At 69.0% G+C, this 23517-nt stretch carries 23 protein-coding genes; 15 read left to right on the top strand and 8 right to left on the bottom strand.

The features are described 5' to 3' along the window. The first annotated feature begins 64 nt into the window (after window positions 1-64). Window positions 65-835 (top strand): SDR family oxidoreductase, encoded by a 771-nt coding sequence (locus RZE77_RS24375; protein ID WP_124958790.1) that lies wholly within the window; start codon window positions 65-67, stop codon window positions 833-835. Between the two features lie 121 nt (window positions 836-956). On the opposite strand, the gene RZE77_RS24380 is transcribed toward RZE77_RS24375, so the two are convergent. The 5 genes from RZE77_RS24380 to glyQ are packed head-to-tail and all read right to left on the bottom strand — an operon-like array spanning window position 957 to window position 6387. Next, a complete protein-coding gene (locus RZE77_RS24380; protein WP_319442407.1) occupies window positions 957-1910 on the bottom strand; it encodes a M48 family metallopeptidase in 954 nt (317 codons plus the stop codon). Between the two features lie 37 nt (window positions 1911-1947). Next, window positions 1948-2724 (bottom strand): lysophospholipid acyltransferase family protein, encoded by a 777-nt coding sequence (locus tag RZE77_RS24385; protein WP_319439638.1) that lies wholly within the window; start codon window positions 2722-2724, stop codon window positions 1948-1950. Beyond that, window positions 2724-3317: a D-glycero-beta-D-manno-heptose 1,7-bisphosphate 7-phosphatase gene (gene gmhB, locus RZE77_RS24390; RefSeq protein WP_319439639.1), complete on the bottom strand. Its 594-nt coding sequence runs from the start codon at window positions 3315-3317 to the stop codon at window positions 2724-2726. Before gmhB ends, RZE77_RS24385 begins: the two co-directional genes overlap by 1 nt. A 22-nt stretch (window positions 3318-3339) precedes the next feature. After that, a complete protein-coding gene (gene glyS, locus RZE77_RS24395) occupies window positions 3340-5478 on the bottom strand; it encodes a glycine--tRNA ligase subunit beta (protein WP_319439640.1) in 2139 nt (712 codons plus the stop codon). A gap of 3 nt (window positions 5479-5481) precedes the next feature. After that, complete coding sequence (glyQ, locus tag RZE77_RS24400) at window positions 5482-6387, bottom strand: glycine--tRNA ligase subunit alpha (protein ID WP_021012613.1); 906 nt, start codon at window positions 6385-6387, stop codon at window positions 5482-5484. Window positions 6388-6636: 249 nt separating this feature from the next. Here glyQ and RZE77_RS24405 point away from each other — a divergent pair, with 249 nt between their 5' ends. From RZE77_RS24405 to RZE77_RS24415, 3 genes are read left to right on the top strand one after another with little or no spacing between them, the layout of a single operon-like run. Continuing rightward, window positions 6637-7602 (top strand): diacylglycerol/lipid kinase family protein, encoded by a 966-nt coding sequence (locus RZE77_RS24405; RefSeq protein WP_319439641.1) that lies wholly within the window; start codon window positions 6637-6639, stop codon window positions 7600-7602. Next, the gene (locus RZE77_RS24410; protein WP_319439642.1) at window positions 7599-8423 is read left to right on the top strand and encodes a metallophosphoesterase family protein; all 825 of its coding nucleotides are present in this window, start codon (window positions 7599-7601) and stop codon (window positions 8421-8423) included. Before RZE77_RS24405 ends, RZE77_RS24410 begins: the two co-directional genes overlap by 4 nt. A gap of 10 nt (window positions 8424-8433) precedes the next feature. Next, entirely contained in the window at window positions 8434-9255 is an 822-nt protein-coding gene (locus tag RZE77_RS24415; RefSeq protein WP_319439643.1) for a phosphatase PAP2 family protein, read from the top strand. A gap of 115 nt (window positions 9256-9370) precedes the next feature. On the opposite strand, the gene RZE77_RS24420 is transcribed toward RZE77_RS24415, so the two are convergent. After that, entirely contained in the window at window positions 9371-10441 is a 1071-nt protein-coding gene (locus RZE77_RS24420; RefSeq protein ID WP_319439644.1) for an asparaginase, read from the bottom strand. A gap of 152 nt (window positions 10442-10593) precedes the next feature. Here RZE77_RS24420 and RZE77_RS24425 point away from each other — a divergent pair, with 152 nt between their 5' ends. Next, on the top strand, window positions 10594-11271 hold the full coding sequence (locus RZE77_RS24425) for a TetR family transcriptional regulator C-terminal domain-containing protein (protein WP_319427848.1): 678 nt from the start codon (window positions 10594-10596) through the stop codon (window positions 11269-11271). Window positions 11272-11427: 156 nt separating this feature from the next. Then, entirely contained in the window at window positions 11428-12558 is a 1131-nt protein-coding gene (locus tag RZE77_RS24430) for a hypothetical protein (protein ID WP_319439645.1), read from the top strand. Between the two features lie 26 nt (window positions 12559-12584). Here RZE77_RS24430 and RZE77_RS24435 read toward each other — a convergent pair whose 3' ends face one another. Next, window positions 12585-13304, bottom strand: a complete 720-nt coding sequence (locus RZE77_RS24435) for a carbonic anhydrase (RefSeq protein ID WP_319439646.1) — start codon at window positions 13302-13304, stop codon at window positions 12585-12587. Between the two features lie 123 nt (window positions 13305-13427). Here RZE77_RS24435 and RZE77_RS24440 point away from each other — a divergent pair, with 123 nt between their 5' ends. Next, on the top strand, window positions 13428-14282 hold the full coding sequence (locus RZE77_RS24440) for a hypothetical protein (protein WP_319439647.1): 855 nt from the start codon (window positions 13428-13430) through the stop codon (window positions 14280-14282). A gap of 18 nt (window positions 14283-14300) precedes the next feature. Here RZE77_RS24440 and RZE77_RS24445 read toward each other — a convergent pair whose 3' ends face one another. Continuing rightward, window positions 14301-15242, bottom strand: a complete 942-nt coding sequence (locus RZE77_RS24445; protein ID WP_319439648.1) for a LysR family transcriptional regulator — start codon at window positions 15240-15242, stop codon at window positions 14301-14303. Window positions 15243-15352: 110 nt separating this feature from the next. Between RZE77_RS24445 and RZE77_RS24450 the strand changes: the two genes are divergently transcribed. The 8 genes from RZE77_RS24450 to RZE77_RS24485 all read left to right on the top strand — a co-directional run bounded on the left by RZE77_RS24450 (window position 15353) and on the right by RZE77_RS24485 (window position 23502). Continuing rightward, window positions 15353-16573, top strand: a complete 1221-nt coding sequence (locus tag RZE77_RS24450) for an MFS transporter (RefSeq protein WP_319439649.1) — start codon at window positions 15353-15355, stop codon at window positions 16571-16573. A gap of 106 nt (window positions 16574-16679) precedes the next feature. Next, complete coding sequence (locus RZE77_RS24455) at window positions 16680-17267, top strand: NAD(P)H-dependent oxidoreductase (RefSeq protein WP_319427854.1); 588 nt, start codon at window positions 16680-16682, stop codon at window positions 17265-17267. Next, complete coding sequence (locus RZE77_RS24460) at window positions 17264-18538, top strand: amidohydrolase family protein (protein WP_319439650.1); 1275 nt, start codon at window positions 17264-17266, stop codon at window positions 18536-18538. Before RZE77_RS24455 ends, RZE77_RS24460 begins: the two co-directional genes overlap by 4 nt. A gap of 16 nt (window positions 18539-18554) precedes the next feature. Beyond that, complete coding sequence (locus RZE77_RS24465) at window positions 18555-19418, top strand: creatininase family protein (RefSeq protein ID WP_319439651.1); 864 nt, start codon at window positions 18555-18557, stop codon at window positions 19416-19418. Window positions 19419-19490: 72 nt separating this feature from the next. Beyond that, window positions 19491-20477, top strand: coding sequence for an ABC transporter substrate-binding protein (locus tag RZE77_RS24470; RefSeq protein ID WP_319439652.1), 987 nt, complete (start codon window positions 19491-19493; stop codon window positions 20475-20477). Window positions 20478-20488: 11 nt separating this feature from the next. Then, window positions 20489-21319 (top strand): ABC transporter ATP-binding protein, encoded by an 831-nt coding sequence (locus tag RZE77_RS24475; protein WP_015867520.1) that lies wholly within the window; start codon window positions 20489-20491, stop codon window positions 21317-21319. After that, on the top strand, window positions 21316-22119 hold the full coding sequence (locus RZE77_RS24480; protein ID WP_319439653.1) for an ABC transporter permease: 804 nt from the start codon (window positions 21316-21318) through the stop codon (window positions 22117-22119). Before RZE77_RS24475 ends, RZE77_RS24480 begins: the two co-directional genes overlap by 4 nt. 9 nt (window positions 22120-22128) lie before the next feature. Further along, window positions 22129-23502 (top strand): FAD-binding oxidoreductase, encoded by a 1374-nt coding sequence (locus RZE77_RS24485; RefSeq protein WP_319439654.1) that lies wholly within the window; start codon window positions 22129-22131, stop codon window positions 23500-23502. Window positions 23503-23517: the final 15 nt, after the last annotated feature.

The following is a 23517-nucleotide window of genomic DNA, read 5'->3' on the forward strand; positions in this document are numbered from 1 at the left end:
GCTGCGGGCACGCCGCGCACTAAGCTCGTTTCCTGAAATCTTTCATTCAGGAGACACCTGCACCATGGACACCACTCAACTCTTCTCGCTGAAGGGCCGCAGTGCCTTGATCACCGGCGGCTCGCGCGGCATCGGCCGCATGATTGCCGAGGGCTTCCTGGCCCAGGGCGCGCGCGTGTACATCTCGGCGCGCAAGGCCGCGGCCTGCGACCAGACCGCCAAGGAGCTTTCGGCCTTCGGCCATTGCGTGTCGCTGCCGGCCGACGTGTCCACGCTGGAGGGCGCGCAGGCGCTGGTCGCTGCCTATGCGAAGCATGAGGACGCGCTCGACATCCTGGTCAACAACGCCGGCGCGGCCTGGGGCGCGCCCTACGACGAGTTTCCCGAGAGCGGCTGGGACAAGGTGGTCGACCTGAACCTGAAGACGCCCTTCTTCCTGACCCAGGCGCTGACGCCGATGCTCAAGAAGGCGGCGACCGATCACCTTGCGAAGGTGATCAACATTGCGTCCATCGACGGCATCTCGGTGAATCCGCAGGAGACTTATTCGTACGCGGCGAGCAAGGCCGGCCTGATCCAACTCACGCGGCGCATGGCGCTGCGGCTCGCGCAAGACCGGATCGTGGTGAGCGCGATCGCGCCCGGGGCGTTTGCCTCGGACATGAACAAGCTGGCGCGCGACCATGGCGACGAGGTGAAGGAGCGGATTCCCGCGGGGCGCATCGGGGTGCCGGAGGACATGGCGGGGGCGGCCATCTATCTCGCCTCCCGGGCGGGGGACTATGTGATGGGGTCTACGTTGGTGGTGGATGGGGGAGTTACGCACGCGCGGTGATTTTTTTGGGGTGGGGGCCGGGTCTCGCCCCGGCGGGCGACTCACTTTCTTTTGGCGAAGCAAAAGAAAGTGAGTCCGCCGCCGGGCGGAATCCCGGCCCCGGAAAACAAAAAAACCACCCTCAAGACCACCGAGGCACAGCCTCATCCTTGAGCTGCTGCCGCAGCAGGTCATAGTCCGGCACCACGCTCTCCACCGTATCCCAGAACCGCTGCGAGTGGTCCATCACCCGCAGGTGCGCCAGCTCATGCGCCACCACATAGTCGATCACCGGAAGGCGAAAGTGGATCAGCCGCCAGTTCAGCCGGATCGACCCATCCGCGCTCGCGCTCCCCCAGCGAGTCGCGGCGTTCGACAGCGACAGCTTCTGCCACCGCACTCCCAGCCGAGGCGCGAAGTGGTCGAGCCGCTCGATGAACAGCCGGCGCGCTTGCCGCATGAGCCAGGCCTGCGCGGCATCGCGGATCTGCGAAGCCTCGGCGTTCTGCGCCACGGCCAGGCGCAAAGTGCGCGGCCCGGCGCCGTCATCGCTCGCATCGAGCGTGCCGCCCACGCTTGCAAAGCCGTGCTTCGGATCGAGGCGGATCACGACCGTCTCGCCCATGAAGGGAAACTCCGCGCCATCCTTCCAGTCGATGCGCGTGGCCTCGACGCGTGCGTGGCGCTGCTGCGTCTCCAGCAGCTTGCGCAGGATCCAGCCGGCCTTTTCCTGGATGGCGGCATCGACGTCGCGCAGCGTGACCCAGCGCGGCGCGCGCACCGACAGGCCTTCGGCGCCGACCACGAAGCCGATGGTCTTGCGTTTGCCGCGCTTGAACTCGTAGGCCACGCGCGCCGACCCGAGCACCGCTTCGCGCGTGGCCTGCGGGTGCATGAAGCTTGCAAGCGTGAGCGTGTCGCGCAGCGGGACGGCAGGCAATGCGGGACCGGCGTCCCCGGCCCTGCCTTGCTGTACATCGGTCACCGGTGGCGTGGGCACGACCGGTGGCGCCGCCTTTTTCCGGACCTTCTTGCCGCGCGGCTCGCTCGGCTTGGCCGGCGCAAACTCGTTGCCCAGCCCTTCGAACAGGTCCATCGTGAACTGAAGCAGTCCCCGCATCTCGGGCTCTTTTTTACTTCAGCGCTTCCTGCGGCGCCTGCGGCAGCGGCAGGCTGTCGCGGTACGCCTCGGGGTCGAGCCGGCGCATCTCGGATTCGATCCAGGCCTCGACCTCGCGCATCAGCTCATCGGGCTTGCGGCCCACGCTGGGAATGGCCGGGCCGATCGACACGTCGACCACGCCGGGGCGCTTGATGAAGGCCTTGCGCGGCCAGACCTTGGCCGAGGTGACGGCCACCGGGATCACCGGCACGCCGGTCTCGCATGCGAGGCGCGTGCCGCCGCTTTTGTAGGTGCCCTTCTGGCCGCGCGGAATGCGGGTGCCCTCGGGAAACATGATGATCCAGATGCCCTGCGCGAGCAGCTTGCGGCCCTGGTTCACCACCTTGTTGAAGGCCTGTGCGCGCTGGCTGCGGTCGATGTGGATCATGTCGAGCCGGGCCATCGCCCAGCCGAAGAAGGGCACGTAGATCAGTTCCTTCTTGAACACGAAGGCCAGCGGATGCGGCATCAGCGTGGGCATCAGGAAGGTCTCGAAGGTCGACTGGTGCTTCACCAGCAGGACCGCGCCGGCCAGCTTGTCGGCGGGCAGGTTTTCCATGCCGGTCACACGCGTCTGGATGCCCAGCAGCACGCGCGCGCCGCCGATGGCCCAGCTGAGCCACTGCACCGCCATCCAGTAGAGCGGTATGCCGCGCTTCCAGAGCGAACTGACGCACATGATGATGCCCCAGGGCACCACGGTGACGAGCATCCACAGGGCATGGAGAACGGAACGGATAAATGCCATCAGACAGCCACCTGCAGTGCAGCCTGCGCTTCGCGCGCAAGCAAAAAGTCGACAAAGGCGGCGAGGTTCTCGTGAACCAGGGTGTTCGCCGGGTATTCGGGGGGCAGCGGACTGACGCCGCGGCAGGCCGCGCCCATGCCGGTGAGCAGCAGGTGCGGCTCGCAGCCGGCGGCCGCGCCGGCCTGCAGGTCGCGCAGGCTGTCGCCCGCGGTGGGCACGTCCTTCAGGTCGATGCCGTAGCGGTCGCCGATCTGGCGGAACAGCCCCGGCGCGGGCTTGCGGCATTCGCAGCCCTCGTCGGGGCTGTGCGGGCAATAGAAGACCGCATCGACCCGCCCGCCCACGGCCGCGAGCATCTTGTGCATCTTGGCGTGCATGGCGTTGAGCGAGGCCATGTCGAACAGCCCGCGGCCCAGGCCCGACTGGTTGGACGCGACCACCACGTGCCAGCCCGCATGGTTGAGCCGCGCCACGGCCTCGAGCGCACCGGGCAGCGGCGTCCACTCGATGTCGCTCTTGACGAAGTCTTCGCGGTGCACGTTGATCGTGCCGTTGCGGTCGAGGATGACGAGTTTCATGGCAGTGCCGCCCATCGTGAGGTCGCCGGGGGGATGATCAGGCAGCCAGCCGCTCGAGCTGCGCCACGCGGTTCATCGCGGCGTGCAGCGACATCAGCAGGCCCAGCCGGTTGAGGCGCAGGTCGGCCTGTTCGGCATTGACCATCACGCCGTCGAAGAAGGCATCGACCGGCTCGCGCAGCGCGGCCAGGGTCTGCAGCGAAGCGGTGTAGTCGCCGGCATCGAACTGGGCGTTGGCGGCGGGCACGACCTCGGCCATGGCGGCATGCAGCGCCTTCTCGGCGGGCTCCTGCAGCAGCAGCTCGCTGACGTGCGCGTCGGCCTCGGGCGCCTTCTTGAGGATGTTGCCGATGCGCTTGTTGGCGGCGGCCAGCGCAGCGGCGGCGGGCAGCGCGGCAAAGGCGCGCACCGCCGCCAGCAGCTTGGGCACCTCGCCCAGGCGCTGCGGCCGCGGCGCCAGCACGGCGTCGACTTCCTGCGCGCTGGCGCCCTGCTCGCGCAGGCTACCGGCCAGGCGGTCGAGGATGAAGTCCTGCAGCTCGGCCGTGGCCTTGCCGGTGTCGAAGCCGTCGATGTCCTTGAACTGCGCGGCGGCGTCCTGCAGCAGCGCGTCGAGCTTCAGCGGCAGGTCTTTCTCGATCAGCATGCGGATCACGCCGAGCGCATGGCGGCGCAGCGCAAAGGGGTCGCGGTCACCGGTGGGCAGGTTGCCGATGCCGAACATGCCGACCAGCGTCTCGAGCTTGTCGGCCAGCGCGACCACCAGGCCCACGCTGTTGCGCGGCAGCTCGTCGCCGGCAAAGCGCGGCTTGTAGTGGTCTTCGATCGCGTCGGCCACTTCGGCAGAGAGGCCGTCGTGCAGCGCGTAGTAGCGGCCCATGGTGCCCTGCAACTCCGGGAACTCGCCGACCATGTCGGTCACGAGGTCGGCCTTGGCCAGTTGCGCGGCCTGCACGGCATGCGCGATGAGCGCGGCGCCGCCGAGCTTTTCGGCCATGCCGCGCGCAATGCGCATCACGCGTTCGACGCGCTCGCCCTGGGTGCCGAGCTTGTTGTGATAGACCACCTTGCCCAGCGACTCGACGCGCGAGGCCAGCGACTTCCTGCGGTCCTGGTCGAAGAAGAACTTGGCGTCGGCCAGGCGCGGGCGCACCACGCGCTCGTTGCCGCCGACCACCGCGCTCGCGTCTTCCGGGCTGATGTTGCTGACCACCAGGAACTTGTTGGTGAGCCGGATCGAGGCGTCGAGCAGCGGAAAGTACTTCTGGTTGGCCTTCATCGTGAGGATGAGGCACTCCTGCGGCACTTCGAGGAATTCGCGCTCGAAGCTGCAGACCAGCACGTTGGGCCGCTCGACCAGCGCGGTCACTTCGTCGAGCAGTGCATCGTCATGGATCGGCACGGCGGCGCCGCCGACCCGCACGGCTGCGGCCGCAAGCTGGCGCGCGATCTCGGTGCGGCGCGCTTCGAAGCTCGCGATGACCGCGCCGTCGTCCTGCATCTGCAGCGCATAGCTGTTGGCGTCGCGCAGTACGACAGGATCGACGGCCGCCTCGAAGCGGTGGCCGTGGGTTTCGCGGCCGGCCTTCAGGCCGAGCGCTTCGACCGGCACCACGGCATCGCCATGCAGCGCCACCAGGCCATGCGCGGGGCGCACGAAGCTCACGCTGCTCCAGCCGGGCAGCTCGCAGCCGCTTTCGAGCTGGTAGCTCATCACCTTGGGAATCGGCAGCTTGGCAATGGCTTCGGCCAGCGCCTTCTGCAGGCCTTCGGCCAGCGTTGCGCCCTTGGCGGTGCTTTCGTAGAACAGCGCTTCGGCCTTGCCGTCCATCGCGCGCTTCAGGCCGGGCACGGCCGATGCGTCGGCGCCCAGCGCGGCCAGCCGCTTGAGCAGCGCGGGCGTGGGCTGGCCCGAGGCGTCGAGCCCCACGGCCACGGGCATGAGCTTTTGCGAGACGGCCTTGTCGGCGGCGCGCTCGGCCACATGCGTGAGGTGCGCAGCAAGGCGGCGCGGCGACGCGTAGGCCGTGAGCACCGAAGCGGGCTCGGCGAGCCCCTGGGCCACGAGCTGGTCGCGCAGCACGCCGGCGAAGGCATCGCCGAGTTTCTTCAGCGCCTTGGGCGGCAGCTCTTCGACGAAGAGTTCGACCAACAGGTTCTTTTGCACGCTCGTCATCGCTCAGGCCGCCTTCTTCGTGATTTGTGCAACCCACTCGCGAGGCGCCATCGGAAAACCGAGCCGCTCGCGGCTCTCGTAGTAGCTTTGCGCCACGCTGCGCGCGAGATTGCGGATGCGGCCGATGTAGGCCGCGCGCTCGGTCACGCTGATCGCGCCGCGCGCGTCGAGCAGGTTGAAGCTGTGCGCGGCCTTGAGCACCTGCTCATAGGCCGGCAGCGCGAGCTGCTCGGTCATGAGGTGCCTGGCCTGCTTCTCGTGCGCCGCGAAGGCGGTGAACAAAAATTCGGCGTCGCTGTGCTCGAAGTTGTAGGTCGACTGCTCGACCTCGTTCTGCTTGTAGACGTCGCCGTAGCTCAGGCCCTCGGTCCAGGTGAGGTTGTAGACGTTGTCCACGCCCTGCAGGTACATGGCCAGGCGCTCCAGGCCGTAGGTGATCTCGCCGGTGATCGGCTTGCAGTCGATGCCGCCGACCTGCTGGAAATAGGTGAACTGCGTCACTTCCATGCCGTTGAGCCAGACTTCCCAGCCCAGGCCCCAGGCGCCGAGCGTGGGATTCTCCCAGTCGTCTTCGACGAAGCGGATGTCGTTCTTCTTGAGGTCGAAGCCCAGCGCCTCGAGGCTGCCGAGGTACAGCTCCAGGATGTTGCTGGGCGCGGGCTTGAGCACCACCTGGTACTGGTAGTAGTGCTGCAGGCGGTTGGGGTTCTCGCCGTAGCGGCCGTCCTTGGGGCGGCGGCTGGGCTGCACGTAGGCGGCCTTCCAGGGCTCGGGGCCGAGCGCGCGCAGGAAGGTGGCGGTGTGCGAGGTGCCCGCGCCCACTTCCATGTCGTAGGGTTGCAGCAGCGCACAGCCCTTGTCGGCCCAGTACGACTGCAGTTTGAGAATGATTTGCTGGAAGGTCAACATGAAGCAGGCCGGCGTGACCGGGCGTTGGACGGTAGCGCGATGAAGCACCGCGAAAGCAGACGATTTTACGGGCGGAGGGCCGCTCTCCCACAGCAAGCCGGGATGCCGGCCGCCTGCGCGAGCCGGCCGGCCGTGCGACAACCGCGGAGCGGGGGCGCGCACCGCGTCTTTCCCGGGCTTCCTGCCCCTCGCGCCCGAACTTTCGCAGCCCACCGGGCTCTTTCCCTCCTTTTTCCGGTTTCCATCGACATGCAGCCGTCTCCCCTCGGTCCGAGCTCTCCCCTGTTCATTGTTCTCAACGCCGGCTCAGGCAGTGCGGACGCCGCCGAAACCCGCGAAATCATCGAGGCGGGCTGCGCCGCGGCCGGCCGCAGGCTGCGCATCTTCCTGGTCGACAAGCGCACGACAGTGCAGGCGCTGGCACGCGAGGCGGTGGAGCGCGCCCGCGCCGTGGACGGGGTGGTGGTGGCCGCGGGCGGCGACGGCACCATCAACACGGTGGCGCGGGCCACGCTCGGCAGCGGGCTGGCCTTCGGCGTGCTGCCGCAGGGCACCTTCAACTACTTCAGCCGCGCCCATGGCATTCCGCGCGACACGGCGCAGGCGCTGCAGGTGCTGCTGGCCGAGCAGCCGCGGCCGGTGCAGGTGGGGCTGGTCAATGACCGCATCTTCCTGGTGAATGCCAGCCTGGGCCTGTATGCCGAGCTGCTGGAGGAACGCGAAAGCTACAAGGTGCGCTACGGCCGCAGCCGCTGGGTCGCATTCTTCGCCGGCCTGCTCACCGTGATGCGAGGCCACCGGCACTGGAACCTGCGCATCGCCTCGCACGGGTTGGAGCGCGACATCCGCACGACGACGCTTTTCGTGGGCAACAACCCGCTGCAGCTGCTGCAGGTGGGCATCGAGCATGCCGATGCGCCCGAGAACGGCCAGTTGGCCGCCGTTGCGCTGAAACCGGTGGGCGTGCTGGCCATGCCCGGCCTGCTGGTGCGCGGCGCGCTCGGCCGGCTGGGGAGCGCCGACGAGGTGCTGAGCTTTCCGTTCGAGTCGATGACGGTGAAGGCCGGCCGGCTGCGCCCGCCGCGCCGCGTGAAGGTGGCCGCCGACGGCGAGATCGCCTGGGCCGAGATGCCGCTGCTGTTCCGGGTCTCGCCCGAGCCGCTGTGGCTGGTGCGGCCCGACGTCGCGCCCGAGCTGGAGGCCGCGAAGCAATGAGCTGCCTGCTGCAGATCTCCGACACGCATTTCGGCACCGAGCAGCCCGATGTCATGGCCGCGCTCGAGCGGCTCGCGCAGGCCCTGGCGCCGCAGGTGGTGGTGCTCTCGGGCGACATCACGCAGCGCGCCACGCGCAGGCAGTTCGCGGCCGCGCGCGCCTTCGTCGACCGGCTGGCCGCACCGGCCGTGGTGGCCATTCCGGGCAACCACGACATTCCGCTGTTCCAGCTGGGGGCCCGCCTGTTCTCGCCTTATGAACGCTACGCCGGCGCCTTCGGCACCGACCTGGAGCCGGTGTTCGAATCCGCCGACTGGCTGGTGGTGGCGGTCAACACCACGCGCTGGTGGCGGCATGCGGACGGCGAGGTCTCGCCCGGGCAGATCGAGCGGGTGGCGGCGCGGCTGGCGGGTGCCTTGCCTTCGCAATTGCGCGTGGTGGTCACGCACCAGCCGGTGATGGTGACGCGGCAGGAAGACATGCGAAACCGGCTGCACGGGCGCGAAGCCGCCGTCGCGCGCTGGTGCGCGGCCGGCGCCGACCTGATCCTGGGCGGCCACATCCACCTGCCGTTCGTGCGTTCGCTGCACGGTGCGTACGCCGGCTGCCCGCGCACCGCATGGGCGGTACAGGCCGGCACGGCCGTGTCGTCGCGCGTGCGCGCGGGCCATCCCAATTCGGTGAACGTGCTGCGCCTGGGCGGGCCGGAAGATGGCCGCGTGTGCCAGGCCGAGCGCTGGGACCATTCGGCAGCCGACAAGGCCTTCGTGTGCGCCAAGGTTTTGCGGCTTCCGCTTGCCAGCGCCGCGGTGGCCGCTTAGGGTGCGCCGCATGCCGATGGAAGCCCCTGCCCTCGTTCTTCTCGCCCGCCAGTTGGGCGAACATTCGCTCGCCTGGTTTGCAGGCGCTCTTGCCGTCTCGGTGCTCGGCGCCGCCATGGCCTGCCGGGCGCTGAAGCGGCGGCGCATCAGGAGATCGTCGACCGAAGAGCCCGACGAGCCGCGGCTCGCCGCCGGGCTGGCCATCGGCTTCCTCTCGATCCTCGGGGCGGCCAGCCTGGTGGCTTACCTTGCATCGAAGCTCGGCGACGGGCGCCTGCTGGGCCTGGCCGACCAGGCGCTGGCCGATGCGGTCGGCGATCACGTGCCCTGGGCGGCGCTCGTGGCTTTCAGCTGGCTCACGCACCTGGGCGACGCCGAGTTGCTGGCACCGATCTGCCTGGCGGTGGGCCTGCTGCTGTGGCGCCGCGCGCACCATGGCCTGGCGCTGGGCTGGATCATGGCGCTCGGCGGCATCGTGCTGCTGAATCCGGCGCTCAAGCGCATCTTCGCGCGCGCGCGGCCGCTGCACGACCACGGGCTGGCGCTGGAGACGAGCTTCAGCTTTCCGAGCGGCCACAGCGCGGGCGCGATCGTGAGCTACGGCATGCTGCTGTATCTGGCGCTGCGCCTGTTGCCGGCGCGCTGGCATGTGCCGGCGGCCATGGCGGCCGCCGCCGCCATCGTCACCATTGCGTGCAGCCGCGTGTTCTTGCAGGTGCATTTCGCAAGCGACGTGGCGGCCGGCCTGCTGACCGGCCTGGCCTGGCTGCTCGTGTGCGTGAGCAGCCTCGAATACGCGCGGCACCGCAAGCGCCGGCGCATCCGTCCCTGAGCAGGTATCCAGAAGGACTTCGCCAGGAACACCGCGGAACCGGCTTCGCCGGGCCGCTGGTGTTGCCCCCTCGAGGGGGAGGCGGCTACACGAAGTGAGCCGCTTCGGGGGTGGGTCAATACTCCCAGAAGATGCGCTGGAGCTCTTTGGTGTCGCTGGTCTTGGTGAGAGCAACCATCGCCAGGATGCGCGCCTTCTGCGGGCGCAGGTCGTGCGCCACCACCCAGTCGTACTTGTCGTCGGGCTGCTCGGCATTGCGGATCACGAAGCCGTCGGCCACGCGCGAGCTGCGGATCACGATCACGCCGTCGCTGCGCGCCTTCTGCAGGTTGGGCACGATGCGGTTGGCCACCGAGCCGTTGCCCGTGCCGCCATGGATGATCGCCTTCACGCCGCTCTTGGCGAACGCATCGATGGCAATGGACGAGACGCCCTCGTAGCCCATCGCGATCTCCACCGCCGGCAGCGCATTGATTGCGTCGATGTCGAACTCCGAACTCATGGTGTGGCGCTTCACCGGCGCGCGGAACCAGTAGTTCTTGCCCTCGACCACCATGCCGAGCGGGCCCCACTGGCTCGAAAAGGCGCTGGTCTTGATGTTGACGTTCTTGCTCACGTCGCGTCCGCTGTCGATGTTGTCGTTCATCGTCACCAGCACGCCCTTGCCTGCCGCGTCCTTGCTGCCGGCCACGCTCACCGCGTCGTACAGGTTGAGCGCGCCATCGGCCGACAGGGCCGTGCCCGGGCGCATCGAGCCGACCACGATGATCGGCTTGCTGGTGCGCACGGTGAGCGTGAGGAAGAAGGCGGTTTCTTCCAGCGTGTCGGTGCCGTGGGTGATGACGATGCCGTCCACGTCCGCCTGCTTCGACAGCGCCGAGACGCGCTTGGCGAGCGTCAGCAGGTTGTCGTTGGTGAGGCTTTCGGAAGCGACCTGGAACACCTGCTCGCCGCGCACGTTGGCGATCTTGGAGAGTTCGGGCAGGCCGGCGATCAGCTTCTCGACGCCGACCTTGGCGGCCGCGTAGGTGGCGCTGTTGACGGCCGAGGCGCCGGCGCCCGCAATGGTGCCGCCGGTGGCCAGGATCACCACATTGGGCAGCGCCTGCTGGGCTTGCGCCAGGGCGCTGGCCGCAAGCAGCGCGGCACCGGCCGCGAAGGCACGGAAACGGGGGGAAAGGTACATGAAGGGAACTCCTTGTCTTGGATGAATTTCTGGAAGCGGCGAGAAGATACATGAACCGTGCCCGCATGCCTTGCGCTTCCATGCCGGCATGGCATGCGGCCATGCGCCAAGGATTACCATCGCCGGGCGCACCGCCGCACATCCGCCATGCCATGAACGCCGATCCCGCCGCCCTGTCCCCGAGTACCGCCCAGGAAATGCCCGCACCCGACGGCCCGCTGTCGCGCGCGCGGCCGGGGCGCGAGCGCATCATGGCGGCGATCCGCACCGCGGCCGTGGCCGAGTTCAGCCTGCATGGCCTGAAGGGCACGTCCACCCAGGCCATTGCCGCCCGCGCCGGCCTCACCAAGCCCCAGCTGCACTACTACATCGCCGGCAAGGAAGAGCTCTATGAAGAGCTGCTGATGCAGGTGCTGCATGCCTGGAAGGTGGTGTTCTCGTTCGAGGACGCCAGCGACCCGGCCACCGTGCTGGGCGACTACATCCGCAAGAAGCTCGACCACGCCTTCGACAACCCCGAGATCTCGCGCATCTTCACGCGCGAGGTGCTCGACGGCGGCCGCAACCTCGACCGCTACTGGCCCAACGCGCAGGCCTGGACACAAAAGAAGGTCGACATCATCAACGGCTGGATCGCGCGCGGACAGATGCGCCCGCTCGATGCGCGCCTGCTGCTGATGCACATCTGGGCCATGACCCAGAGCTACGCCGACTACGCGATACAGACGCGCGTGATGCTCGGCCTGCCGCCCGATGCGCCGATCGACCGCGAGCCGATTGCGCGCGAGCTCGTGGCTTTCGTGCTGGGCGGCTGCGGCATCAAGACTTAAGTTCTCTTCCGTCCGGCTGCCCGCATCCGCAGCACGCCGAGCCCTGCCGCTTCGTGACTTTCGACACTGGTTCGCCCGCGGCGGCGAACGTAACTTCGCACGCTCGCCGCCGGGCTGGTCCGTCGCGGCGAGCCCGTACGAAGGAGGCGGGAGAACATGAAGACGAAGTTGTTTTTGACAGTGGCCGCGACGGCATTGCTGATGGCCTGCGGCGGCGGCGGCGGTGGTGGTGGCGGCTACAGCGGGCTGCCGATCGGCGGAATTCCGCCTGGCCAGCAACCCGATCCCGGTCCGGACCCGGCCCCGAATCCGCCCCCGAACCCCAACCCGAACCCGAATCCCTCGCCCAATCCCTCCCCGATCAGTGCGCACTACAAGTTCCTGAGCTTCCAGCAGGACAGGAACCCGGACACCGAGACGGCCGAGAAGCGCTACGACGACTACATCGCGCTGCTCAATCGCGAAGGCGCCGCAGGCTATCGCTATCTCGACGGCGTGACCGGCGGCACCATCGTCACGCTGCAGGACCAGTTCATGATGGTCAAGGACGTCGAGACGACCTACACCTACGAATACAAGCGCTTCGAAGTCGACATCCTGTCGAGCGACGGATTGCCGCGCCTGCTGCAGCAGATGAAGGAGCAGGGCGCGAAGGGCATGGTGTACGTCAAGATCCTCGGGATGATCGGCCTGAGCGCGAGCGACAACGCCGAGTTCGCCGTGCTCTACCGCAAGGACGCCGGATCGTCGGCCACCTACGACTACGCGGCGGCCGACATTCCCTCCACCTCCGCCGATTTCGTGAACCTGGCGAATGCACAGGGCGCCAACGGCTTCAGGCCGTGGGCGACGCCGGTGCTGAGGGGCCTGACGCAGCAGTTCTTCATCAAGGACCAGGGCAGCGCAGCCCGCTACGACCTGAAGGCGCTCGTCAGCCCGCTGAGCGTGGTCGGCGGGACCGTCGAAGACGTCAGGGCGCAGATCCGCGCGCAGGGCACCACGGGCTATCGGCTGCTGAAGTCGCGCTTCATGGAAGACAGCAAGGACTTCATCTTCTATCTCAAGGACACGACGCAATCGAGCAGCTTCGAGTACGAATTCCTCGAGAACCCCGACCCGGTCTTCGACATCCAGGAGGCCAACGCGGTGCAGGCGAACAGCCAGACCGCGATCGGGCTGCGCTACTTCGGGCTTCCCGATTCACCGATCTTCTTCAGGTCGCTGAACTGCACCGGGCCGCTGTGCCTGTCGCCCGACGGCAAGGAAATCGAGGACGGCAGCAGCTGAGTGCGCCGGGCGAGGCGCAGCGACGGTCAGACCAGGCCGACCCGGCCGGTCGCCAGGTCGTAGATCCCGCCGACGACCTTGACCGCGCCGCTGGACGCCATGCCCCCGAGGATGGGCGCCGAAGTGGCCAGGCGCGCCACGCTCTGGCGCACGTTCTGTTCGGTGGCTGCCTCCAGCAGCGACGCGGGCTTGCGGCGCGACGCGGCTTCCACGGCCGGCCGGATCGACGCGACCAGCCCCGGCAGGTGCCCTGGCAGCACGGCGTTTTCCTGCAGCACCTTGATGGTGGCCGAGATGGCGCCGCAGTTGCTGTGGCCGAGCACCATGATGAGCGGCACGTCGAGGAACTTGGCCGCGTATTCCATGCTGGCAATGGCATCGTCGTTGACGAAGTTGCCGGCCAGCCGCACCACGAAGAGATCGCCCGGGCCCTGGTCGAAAGCCAGTTCCGGCGCGACGCGCGAGTCTGCGCAGGCAAGGATCGCGGCGAACGGCTTCTGGCCCGAGGTGCGCGCCACGCGGCCCACGCTGAAATCGCGCTGCGTCTGCCGGCCCTGCGCATAGCGCAGATTGCCCTGCACCAGCCGCTGGAGCGCGGCATCGCCGCCGATGCGGTTGTCGGGCAGCGGCGTGTCGGCCGCGAACGCATCGGCGCCGGACGCCAGGGCGGCAAAAGCGGCCGCGCCGCTCAGCAGCCGGCGGCGCGAGGTTGCCGGCACCGCGGCGGAAGGTAGGCAATCACACATGGGGAACTCCGTTCTTGGTGGTTGTCGAGTTCGCCGGGTCACCCGGCAGGAAATGCCGGGGCTTTCGCACTGGCGCACGAATTGTTACGCTCTGTATCGAAAACAACAAAGTCCAAACATTGCATGGATTTCCTGCCGCCGCCCGAGCTGGCGCTCCCGATCTCCTATGAAGCCCGCGCCCAGGCCGTGGCGCTGTATTGCGACGCGATCGTGCGCATGCACTGGGGCGAGCGGCTCATCAACAAGATCTTCGGCCGCGCCATGCAGTCGCACGCGGCGGGCCGGATCGTGGTGCAGCACTACCGCTGGAAGGAGGAAGGCGCCGAGCGCCCCACGCTGGCGCTGCTGCAGCGCCACGCGAGCCGCGGCACGCGCACGCTGGCCAGCTTCGTCGCCGTGCTGCGGCTCACGGGCATGGTGGCGGCCGAGGCCGATCCCGGCGACCGCCGCGTGCGCTACCTGGTGCCGCAGGAGCGGCTGATTGCCGGCCTGCGCGCCTGGATCGCCCACCACCTGCGCTGCTGCGAGGCGCTCGGCCTGCTGGGCGCCGGCCATGCCGACCGGCTCGCAGACGACGCCTTTTTCTCGGCCTTCGTGAGCCGGGCCGGCACCATCCTGGACCAGGCGGCGCTGCACCGCGGCCGCTTCGGCGGCTGGAGCTGGTTCGACGAGCGCGACGGCGGCGGCCGGGTCGCGATGCTGCTGCTGCGCGACCACTTCAAGGCCAACCCGGTGGAAGGCTCGCCCCCGGCGGCCTTCCCGCTGCGCGCACGCGAACTCGCCGAGGGGCTGGGCCTGTCGCACTCGCACGTGCGCAGCCTGCTGAAGGATGCGACGGAGGCGGGCCACCTGGCGCACGACGCGGGGCGCGCGCAGGTACGGCTCACGCCGCGCTTCCTGGACGAAGCGACGAGCTGGCTGCTGCACTTCCTGTCGTGGTTCGCCGATGCCGCGCATGCGGCGCGGCGGGCCGGCTGAGGCCGCACGCGGCCGCGTTCAGGACGCGTCCGCCTCCCAGGCGCGGCCTGCCGGATCGGCCAGCGCGAGCCGCATGGTCTCGATGAAGCGGCGCAGCCGCGCGGGCTGGAAGCGCGACGGCGGATAGATCAGGTACACCGGCAGCGGCGCCACATGCCATTGAGGCACGAGTTGCACCAGCCGGCCGGCGGCAATGTCCTCGTTCACGAGCCAGGCCGAGGCCATGCAGGCACCCAGGCCCATGCGGGCCGCGCTTTGCAGCGCATAGAGGCTGTCGGTGCTCATGCGCGGGCGGATCGGCACCCGGGCGACCTCGCCGGTCGGGCGGTGCGTGAGCAGCACCTCGTTGCGATAGAAGGTGCGCAGCGCGAGCCACGGCAATTCGGCCAGCTCCGATGCATGCGCGGGCGGCGCGCGCCCGGCCAGCACCGAGGGCGCGGCGACCACCACGCGCGGCACTTCGGAGAGCTTGATCGCCACCGCCAGGGTGTCGGCCGGCTCGCCGACCTGGATCGCGCAGTCGACGCCTTCGGCGATGAAGTCGGGCCGGCGGTCGTTCAGCAGCCATTCGACCGACACGCGCGGATAGGCGCGAAGGTAGTCGGCCAGCGGACCGACCAGCAGCAGCTGGCCCAGCGCATGCGGCGCCACCACGCGCAGCGTGCCTTCGGGCTCGTCGCCCACGCCGCGCAGGTCGGCCTCGAAGGCGTGCCAGTCGGCAATCAGCTCCCGGGCGCGCTCGTAGCAGCGCTCGCCATCTTCAGTGAGCTTCATGGCGTGCGTGGACCGGCGCAGGAGCCGCACGCCCAGCGAGCGCTCCAGCGCCTGCAGGCGGCGGCTCACGGTGGGTTGCGTCGCACCCATCTGAAGCGCGGCGGCCGAGAGGCTGCCGGCCTCGACGATATGGACGAAGGTCTGCATCAGCTCGATGCGGTCGGCGGTGGGGGATGGAGTCGGCATGGCCTTCTTTATGCGTGAAGCGTATGGATATTGTGCGATCCGCGGGACTACCAAGCCAAGCTTCTGAGGTGCACATTTCAACCCTCGCTCGATATTCAAGGGTTAACACCATGTCCTCCATTCAAACTGCGCATGCGCCGGGTGCTGCACCAGAAGAGCGCGACCTGCCGGCCTCGCTGGTCCTGCTGCTGGCCACGGGCGCCGGCCTGTCGGTGGCGTCGCTCTACTACGCCCAGCCGATGCTCGGCGTGCTGGGCGCCGACATCGGTGCCTCCCCCCGGTCCGTCGGTTTCATTCCCACGCTCACGCAGTTGGGCTATGCGCTCGGCATCCTGCTGCTGGCGCCGCTGGGCGACCGCTTCGACCGGCGCCGCATCGTGCTGATGAAGGCGGCCGCGCTGTGCGCCGCGCTGCTGGTGGCCGGCGCCGCGCCGTCGATCGGCGTGCTGCTCGCAGCCAGCCTGGCGATCGGCCTGGCGGCCACCATGGCGCAGGACATCGTGCCCGCGGCCGCCACGCTGGCACCCGAGGCCACGCGCGGCAAGACCGTGGGCACGGTGATGACGGGGCTGCTGCTGGGCATCCTGCTGTCGCGCGTGGTGAGCGGCTTCGTGGCCGAGCACTTCGGCTGGCGCGCGATGTTCATTGCGGCGGCGGCCAGCATCGCGCTGATCGGCGCGGCCGCCTGGCGCGGGCTGCCACGCTTCCGGCCCACCACGCACCTGGCCTACGCCGCGCTGCTCGGCTCGCTGGGCACGCTGTGGTCGCGCCACGGCATGCTGCGCCGCGCCGCGCTGGCCCAGGCGCTGCTGGCGGTGGGATTCAGCGCCTTCTGGTCGACGCTGGCCGTGATGCTGCACGGCGCGCCCTTCCACCTGGGCAGCGCGGCGGCGGGCGCCTTCGGCCTGGCCGGCGCGGCCGGTGCGCTGGCGGCGCCGCTGGCCGGCCGGCTGGCCGACCGCCGCGGGCCGGAATTGGTGACGCGACTGGGTGCCGGGCTGGTGGTGGCGTCGTTCGCCGCCATGGGCCTGGCGCCGCTGATGGCGCCGCACGCGCAGCTCTGGCTGCTGGCGATCGCCGCGGTCGGCTTCGACCTGGGCATGCAGGCGGCGCTGATCGCGCACCAGACCATCGTCTACGGCATCGAGCCCGGTGCGCGCAGCCGGCTCAATGCGGTGCTGTTCACCAGCATGTTCATCGGCATGGCGGCCGGCTCGGCGCTGGGTGCGCTGGCGCTCGCGCAGTGGGGCTGGGCCGGCGTGACGGGGCTGGCCACCGGCACGGCCGCTGCCGCGCTGGCGGTGCGGCTCTGGCCGCGCAAGGCCGCGTAGCCGCACAAAGCCGCGGGACCGCTCCCCGCCTCCCCAGTCCGGTGCATCCGGACTGGCACGTCGCTTGCATAACCTGACCACTTGCTCTGATTAAGCGGTCAAATTCATGCGCGTGCTCGTCGTCTACTGCCATCCGGTCGAAACCAGCTTTCACGCCGCCCTGCACCAGGAGGTGCTGAAGAACCTGCGCGCGGCCGGGCACGAGGTGGACGACTGCGACCTGTACGCCGAGGGCTTCAACCCGGTGCTCTCGCGTGAAGAGCGGCTCGGCTACCACGAGGTGCCGGGCAACCAGCTGCCGCTCAAGCCCTATGTGGAGCGGCTGCTGTGGGCCGAGGGCATCGTGTTCTGCTTTCCGACCTGGTGCTTCGGCTTGCCGGCGATGCTCAAGGGCTACTTCGACCGGCTCTTCATGCCCGGCGTGGCCTTCGACATCAGCGATCCGGCGAACGTGAAGCCGATGCTCACGCACATCAAGCGCATCAGCGCCGTGGTCACCTACGGGCGGCCGCGCTGGATGGCCTGGTACATGGGCGATCCGCCGCGCAAGATCGTCACGCGCTACATGCTGCGGCTCACCGGCCGCCGCGCCCGCGTGGACTACCACGCCCACTACCACATGAACGTGGCGACCGAGCCCCAGCTCAAGCGCTTCATGGCACGGGTCGGCGCCGCGATGGCGCGCTTCGCATGAAGGCCCCCGCCCTGCTCGGCAATGCGCGCCTGCCGCGCTGGCTGCTGCCGGCCGGCTGGCCCGAGCGCGACGGCGTGCCGGTGCTGGCGCACATCGCGCTCGAGGCCGGCCGCGTGCAGTCGGTGCGGCCCGCTTCCGGCCCGGGCGAGCCCCACCCCGAAGCGTGGGACCTGGCCGGCACGCTGGTGCTGCCGGGTTTTGTCGACGCCCACACGCACCTGGACAAGGCCTTCACGCTGCCGCGCATGAAAAAGGTGCAGCCCGGCCTGCTCGGCGCCATCGACGCGATGCTGGCCGACCGCGTGCACTGGAGTCCCGCCGACGTGCACGAGCGCGCCGCGCGCGGCCTGCAGTGGGCCTGGGAATGCGGCACCACGCAGTTGCGCACGCATGTCGACTGGTGGGAGCCCGATACGGTCCCGCTGGCCTGGCCCGTGATGGCCGAGCTCGCGCAGGAATGGGCCGGCAGGGTGCGGCTGGAGCAGGTCAGCCTGATCAAGCTGCCGCTGTTCGAGGACGCTGCGCAGGCCCTGCGGCTTGCCAGGCAGGTGAAGGCCACGGGGCCGCATGCGCTGCTCGGGGGCTTCGTGCATTCCACCAACTGGAGCGAGAACGCGCTGCGCAACCTGCTGGTGGCGGCGCAGGCCTGCGATCTCGATGTCGACCTGCATGTCGATGAAGAACTGAATGCGTCGGCGGCCGGCCTGCAGGCCACCGCCCGCATCCTGCGCGAGATCGGCTTCGAAGGCCGCGTGGTCTGCGGCCACGTCTGCGCGCTGGCCGCGCAGCCCGAGGCTGAAGCCTTCGCCACGCTCGATGCGGTCGCACGCGCGCCGATCACCATCGTCTCGCTGCCCGCCACCAACCTGCTGCTGCAGGACGCGGTGACGGGCCGCACGCCGCGCCTGCGCGGCCTCACGCTGGTGAAGGAAGCGCGCGAACGCGGCATTCCGCTGCTGTTTGCGAGCGACAACGTGCAAGACCCGTTCTGCCGCCTCGGCAGCTTCGACCCGGTCGAGGCGCTGGGTACGGCCGCGCTCGTCGCACAGCTCGACGATCCCTTCGACGACTGGTCGCAGGCGCTGTGCCGCGGCGACTGGCTGCGGCGCGCCCCCGCCACGGCGGCGCCCACGCTGGCCGGCGCCAAGGCCGACCTCGTGCTGTTCACCCAGGCCGACCGCCATGGCTGGCCCTCGCGCAGCGCCACCCGCGTGGTGCTGCGCGAAGGCCGCGTCACGCATGGCGATGCGGCGCCCTTCCTTCCCCGCTGACGAACAAAGGACTCCCATGCTCCACGGCTACATCCCGCCCCACCGCTTCCTGCCCTACCTGAGCTGGACCGAAATCGCCGCGCTGCCCGACCGCGAGAACACCGTCATCGTGCTGCCCTGCGGCGCCATCGAGCAGCACGGCCCGCACCTGCCGTGCTCGGTCGACAGCGTGATCGCCTCGGGCGTGATGGGCAAGGCGCTCGAGAAGCTGCCGGCCGAGGTTCGCGCCTTCGCGCTGCCCACCATCACCTACGGCAAGTCGGAAGAGCACCTGCACTTTCCGGGCACCATGACGCTGACCGGCACCACGCTCTTGTCGACCGTGAACGAGATCGGCGAGTCGGTCTACCGCGCGGGCTTCCGCAAGCTGCTGTTCGCCAACGGCCACGGCGGCCAGCCCCAGGTGCTGGAGATGGCGGCGCGCGAACTGCGGCTGCGCCATGGCGACTTCGTGGTGGTGCCGCATGGCGTGTCGCGCCTGCCGAACGCATCGAGCAGGCAGATCAGCGAGCAGGAAAAGCGCCTGTCGATGCATGCCGGCCATTCCGAGACCGCGCTGATGCTCGCGCTGGCGCCCGACACCGTGCACATGGAGCGCGCCGCCGCCAACTTTCCGCCGCCGTTTCCGATCAAGCTGCTGTCGGCCGACGGCCGCCCGGCCTGCGCCTGGACCGCGCGCGACTTCGGCCCGAGCGGCGTGATCGGCGACCCGACCAGCGCCACGCGCGAACAGGGCCAGGAGATCCTGGACACGCTGTCCGACAGCTGGGTGCAGGCGCTGACCGAGCTGCATGCGCTGCGCTGGGTGGTGCGCGAGGAAGCCACCTGGGAGCGCGGCCACCAGCAGGGCTTCATCCAGCAGTCCTTCGAGGCTGCCTGAGGCGCGCTACTTGCATCGGTTTCATCGCTTTTTTCCACCCGTTCCTTCACCAGCCTTCGAGAGGTTCCCACCATGCGCTCCTTCGCTCTTTCCATGGCCGGCGCCGCCGCGCTCGCACTGTTCGCCGCTGCCGCACCGGCCCAGGCGCAAGACAAGTTCACCTACATGACCAACTGGTATGCGCAGGCCGAGCACGGCGGCTTCTACCAGGCGGTGGCCCAGGGCATCTACAAGAAGCACGGCCTCGACGTGACCATCAAGATGGGCGGCCCGCAGGTCAACATCACGCAGATGATGGCCGCGGGCCAGGCCGACTGCATCATGGGTTCGAGCGACATCCAGATGATGCAGGTGCGCGAAGGCGGCGTGCCGGTGGTCAACGTGGCGGCCTTCTTCCAGAAGGACCCGCAGGTGCTGATCGCGCACGACGACGTCAAGAAGTTCGAGGACCTCAAGGGCAAGACGCTGCTGATCGGCGCGCAGGCCAACCGCGGCTACTGGCCCTGGCTCAAGGCCCGGTTCGGCCTGAAGGACGAACAGACGCGCCCCTACACCTTCAACATCCAGCCCTTCGTGGCCGACCCGAACGCCGCGCAGCAGGGCTACCTGACCTCCGAGCCCTACGCGATCCAGAAGGCCGGCGTGAAGAGCACCGTGCTGATGTTCAGCGACCACGGCTTCCCGGCCTACGCCACCACCGTGTCGTGCATGGAAAAGACCGTGAAGGACCGCAGCAAGCAGGTGGAAGCCTTCGTGAAGGCCTCGGCCGAGGGCTGGAAGAGCTACCTCGCCGATCCGGCGCCCGCCAATGCGCTGATCAAGAAGGACAACCCCAACATGACCGACGACCAGCTGGCCTACAGCGTGGCCAAGCTCAAGGAGATGGGCATGGTCACCGGCGGCGATGCAGCCAAGCTCGGCATCGGCGTGATCACCGATGCGCGCTCCAAGGCGAGCTACGACTTTCTCGTCGCCGCCAAGCTGCTCGACCCGGCGAAGGTGGAACTCGCCAAGACCTACACCACCGAGTTCGTGAAAGACGCCAAGGTCCTGCCCTGAGCCTTCCACCCATGAACCGCATCGAACCCCACACCCTCGCGCCGCCCGCGGCGCCTGCCGTGCCCGCGGTGGAAGTGCTCTCGGCCGAGAAGACCTACCCCAACGGCACGCAGGCGTTGCTGCCGGTGGACCTGTCGATCGCCGAAGGCGAATTCGTCACGCTGCTCGGGCCTTCGGGCTGCGGCAAGAGCACGCTGCTCAAGATGGTGGCGGGCATGCTCGAGCCGAGCGACGGGCGGCTCCTGGTGTGGCGCAAGCCCGTGGCGGAGATCCACAGCTGCCCGCACAAGCTGTCCTTCGTGTTCCAGTCGGCCACGCTGATGCCGTGGGCCAGCGTGCGCACCAACGTGCGGCTGCCGCTCGACCTGGCCGGCGTGCCGCGCAAGGAGGCCGATGCGCGGGTGATGGAGTCGCTCGCGCTGGTGGGGCTCGAGAAGTTTGCCGATGCGCTGCCGCGCGCGCTCTCGGGCGGCATGCAGATGCGCGTGTCGATCGCGCGCGGCCTGGTCACGCAGCCCGACCTGCTGCTGATGGACGAGCCCTTCGGCGCGCTCGACGAGATCACGCGCCACAAGCTCGACGCCGACCTGCTCGACCTCTGGCGCAAGAAGAAACTCACGGTGATCTTCGTGACGCACTCGATCCACGAGGCGGTGTTCCTGTCGACCCGCGTGGTGATGATGGCCGCACGGCCGGGCCGCGTGGTGGAACAGTTCCACATCGACGAGCCTTATCCGCGCACCCCCGACTTCATGGTGACGCCGGAATTCGCGCGCCATGCCAGGCGCCTGCAGGACAGCCTGCTGCGCGCGAGCCAGGCCGACGAGGAGCACGCACGATGAAAAGCCCGCCCCTGCTGAGCCAGCCGCGCGTGCAGCGCGTGCTCTATCCCATGCTCATCGGCGTGGTGCTGGTCGCGCTGTGGCAATGGATGGTGGTCGCCATGGAGCTGCCGCCCTACCTGGTGCCCTCGCCCTTTCTCATGGTGCAGACGCTCGTGACCGACTGGGCGCCGCTCGGCAATGCGCTCCTGGTCACGCTCAAGATCACGCTGCTGTCGTTCCTGCTGGCCACCGTGGCCGGGGTGCTGATCTCGTTCCTGTTCGTGCAGAGCAAGCGCATCGAGACCGCGCTCTTTCCGTATGCGGTGCTGCTGCAGGTGACGCCCATCGTGGCGGTGGCGCCGCTCATCATCATCTGGGTGAAGAACCCGGTGGCGGCGATGACGGTGTGCGCCGCGCTGGTGGCGCTGTTCCCGATCATCAGCAACACCACGCTCGGCCTGCGCAGCATCGACCCCGACCTGCAGAGCTACTTCAAGCTCAACCGCGCGACGCGCTGGCAGCAGCTGGTGCGGCTGCGCATTCCGAGCGCGCTGCCGTATTTCTTTGGCGGGCTGCGCATCTCGAGCGGCCTGGCGCTGATCGGCGCGGTGGTGGCCGAGTTCGTGGCCGGCACCGGCGGCTCCGGCGCGGGCCTGGCCTACCAGATCCTCCAGGCCGGTTTCCAGCTGAACATTCCGCGCATGTTCGCGGCCCTGCTCCTGATCTCGCTGACCGGCGTCGCGCTCTTCGTGCTGATGGCCTGGCTCACCAAGCTGGCGCTGGGCTCGTGGCACGCGAGCGAACTTTCCCAGGATTGAACCTTGACCATGACCGCTTCCATTTCCGCCATCGAAGAGCTGCGGCTCGAACTGCCCGGCCTCGACTGGATCACCGACGAGGGCCGCGTCACGCGCCTGTCGCAGGACTTCTCGTGGTTCAGCCCGGTGCTGAACCGCCAACTGAAGGACAAGCGCGCCGACGTGGCCGTGCGGCCGCGCACCGAGGACGAGATCCGCGCCGTGGTCGGCGCCTGCGCGCGCCGCGGCGTGCCGATCACGCTGCGCGGCAGCGGCACCGGCAACTACGGCCAGACCACGCCGCTCGCGGGCGGCGTGGTGCTCGACATGACCGGCTACAACGCCTTCCTGTGGGTGCAGCCCGGCGTGGCCCGCGCGCAGGCCGGCATCCGCCTGGGCGAGCTCGAGAAGCAGACCAAGCCCTCGGGCCAGGAGATGCGCAGCATGCCCTCCACCTACCGCAGCGCCACGCTCGGCGGCCTGTTCGGCGGCGGCTTCGGCGGCGTGGGCTCCATCAACTACGGGCCGCTGGGCGCGCCCGGCAACGTGCTCGGCATCCGCGCGATGACCATCGAGGCCGAGCCGCAGGTGATCGAGCTGCGCGGTGCCGAAGCCATGCGCATGCACCACCTCTGGGGCACCAATGGGCTGGTGCTGGAGCTGGAAATCGCACTGGCACCCGCGCATCCCTGGCTCGAGACGCTGGTGAGCTTCGGCAATTTTGCCGACGCGCTGCACTTTGCCGACAAGCTCGCGAACGCGCCCGGCATCGTGAAGCGGGAAATCGCCTTCTTCGCCGCGCCAATCCCGGACCACCTGGCGCAGCTCGCGGCGCACCTGCCCAAAGGCTGCCACACGGTGCTGTCGCTGGTGGCCGAATCCTGCGAGCCGGCCATGCTGCAGCTGGCCGAGGCGCACGCCGGCACCGTGAGCTACCGCCGGACCGCGGCCGAGGTGCAGAAGAGCAACCGCACGCTGATGGAATTCACCTGGAACCACACCACGCTGCATGCGCTCAAGGTCGACCCGTCGCTCACCTACCTGCAGAGCGGCTTCGTGCCGGGCCGGCATGTCGAGCAGATCATCGAGATGGAGCAACTGCTGGGCGGCGAGGTGATGATGCACACCGAGTTCATCCGCAACGTGGCCGGGCTCATGACCTGCAGCGGACTGCAGCTGGTGCGCTTCAGCACCGAGGAGCGGCTCGCCGAGATCATCGGCATCCACCGCGCGCACGGCGTGCACATCAACAACCCGCACGTGAACATCGTGGAAGACGGCAAGGCGGGCGGGGCGCTGCCGCCCGAGGTCATCGAGATGAAGAAGCGCTTCGACCCGATGGGCCTGCTGAACCCGGGCAAGCTGCGCGACTGGCCCGTCAGGCCCGTGCCGGCGGCCGCCTGACGATCACGTGACGCC

Origin of the sequence: Variovorax sp. SPNA7 (assembly GCF_033807855.1) — a bacterium.
In the GTDB taxonomy this organism is placed as follows: domain Bacteria; phylum Pseudomonadota; class Gammaproteobacteria; order Burkholderiales; family Burkholderiaceae_C; genus Variovorax; species Variovorax beijingensis.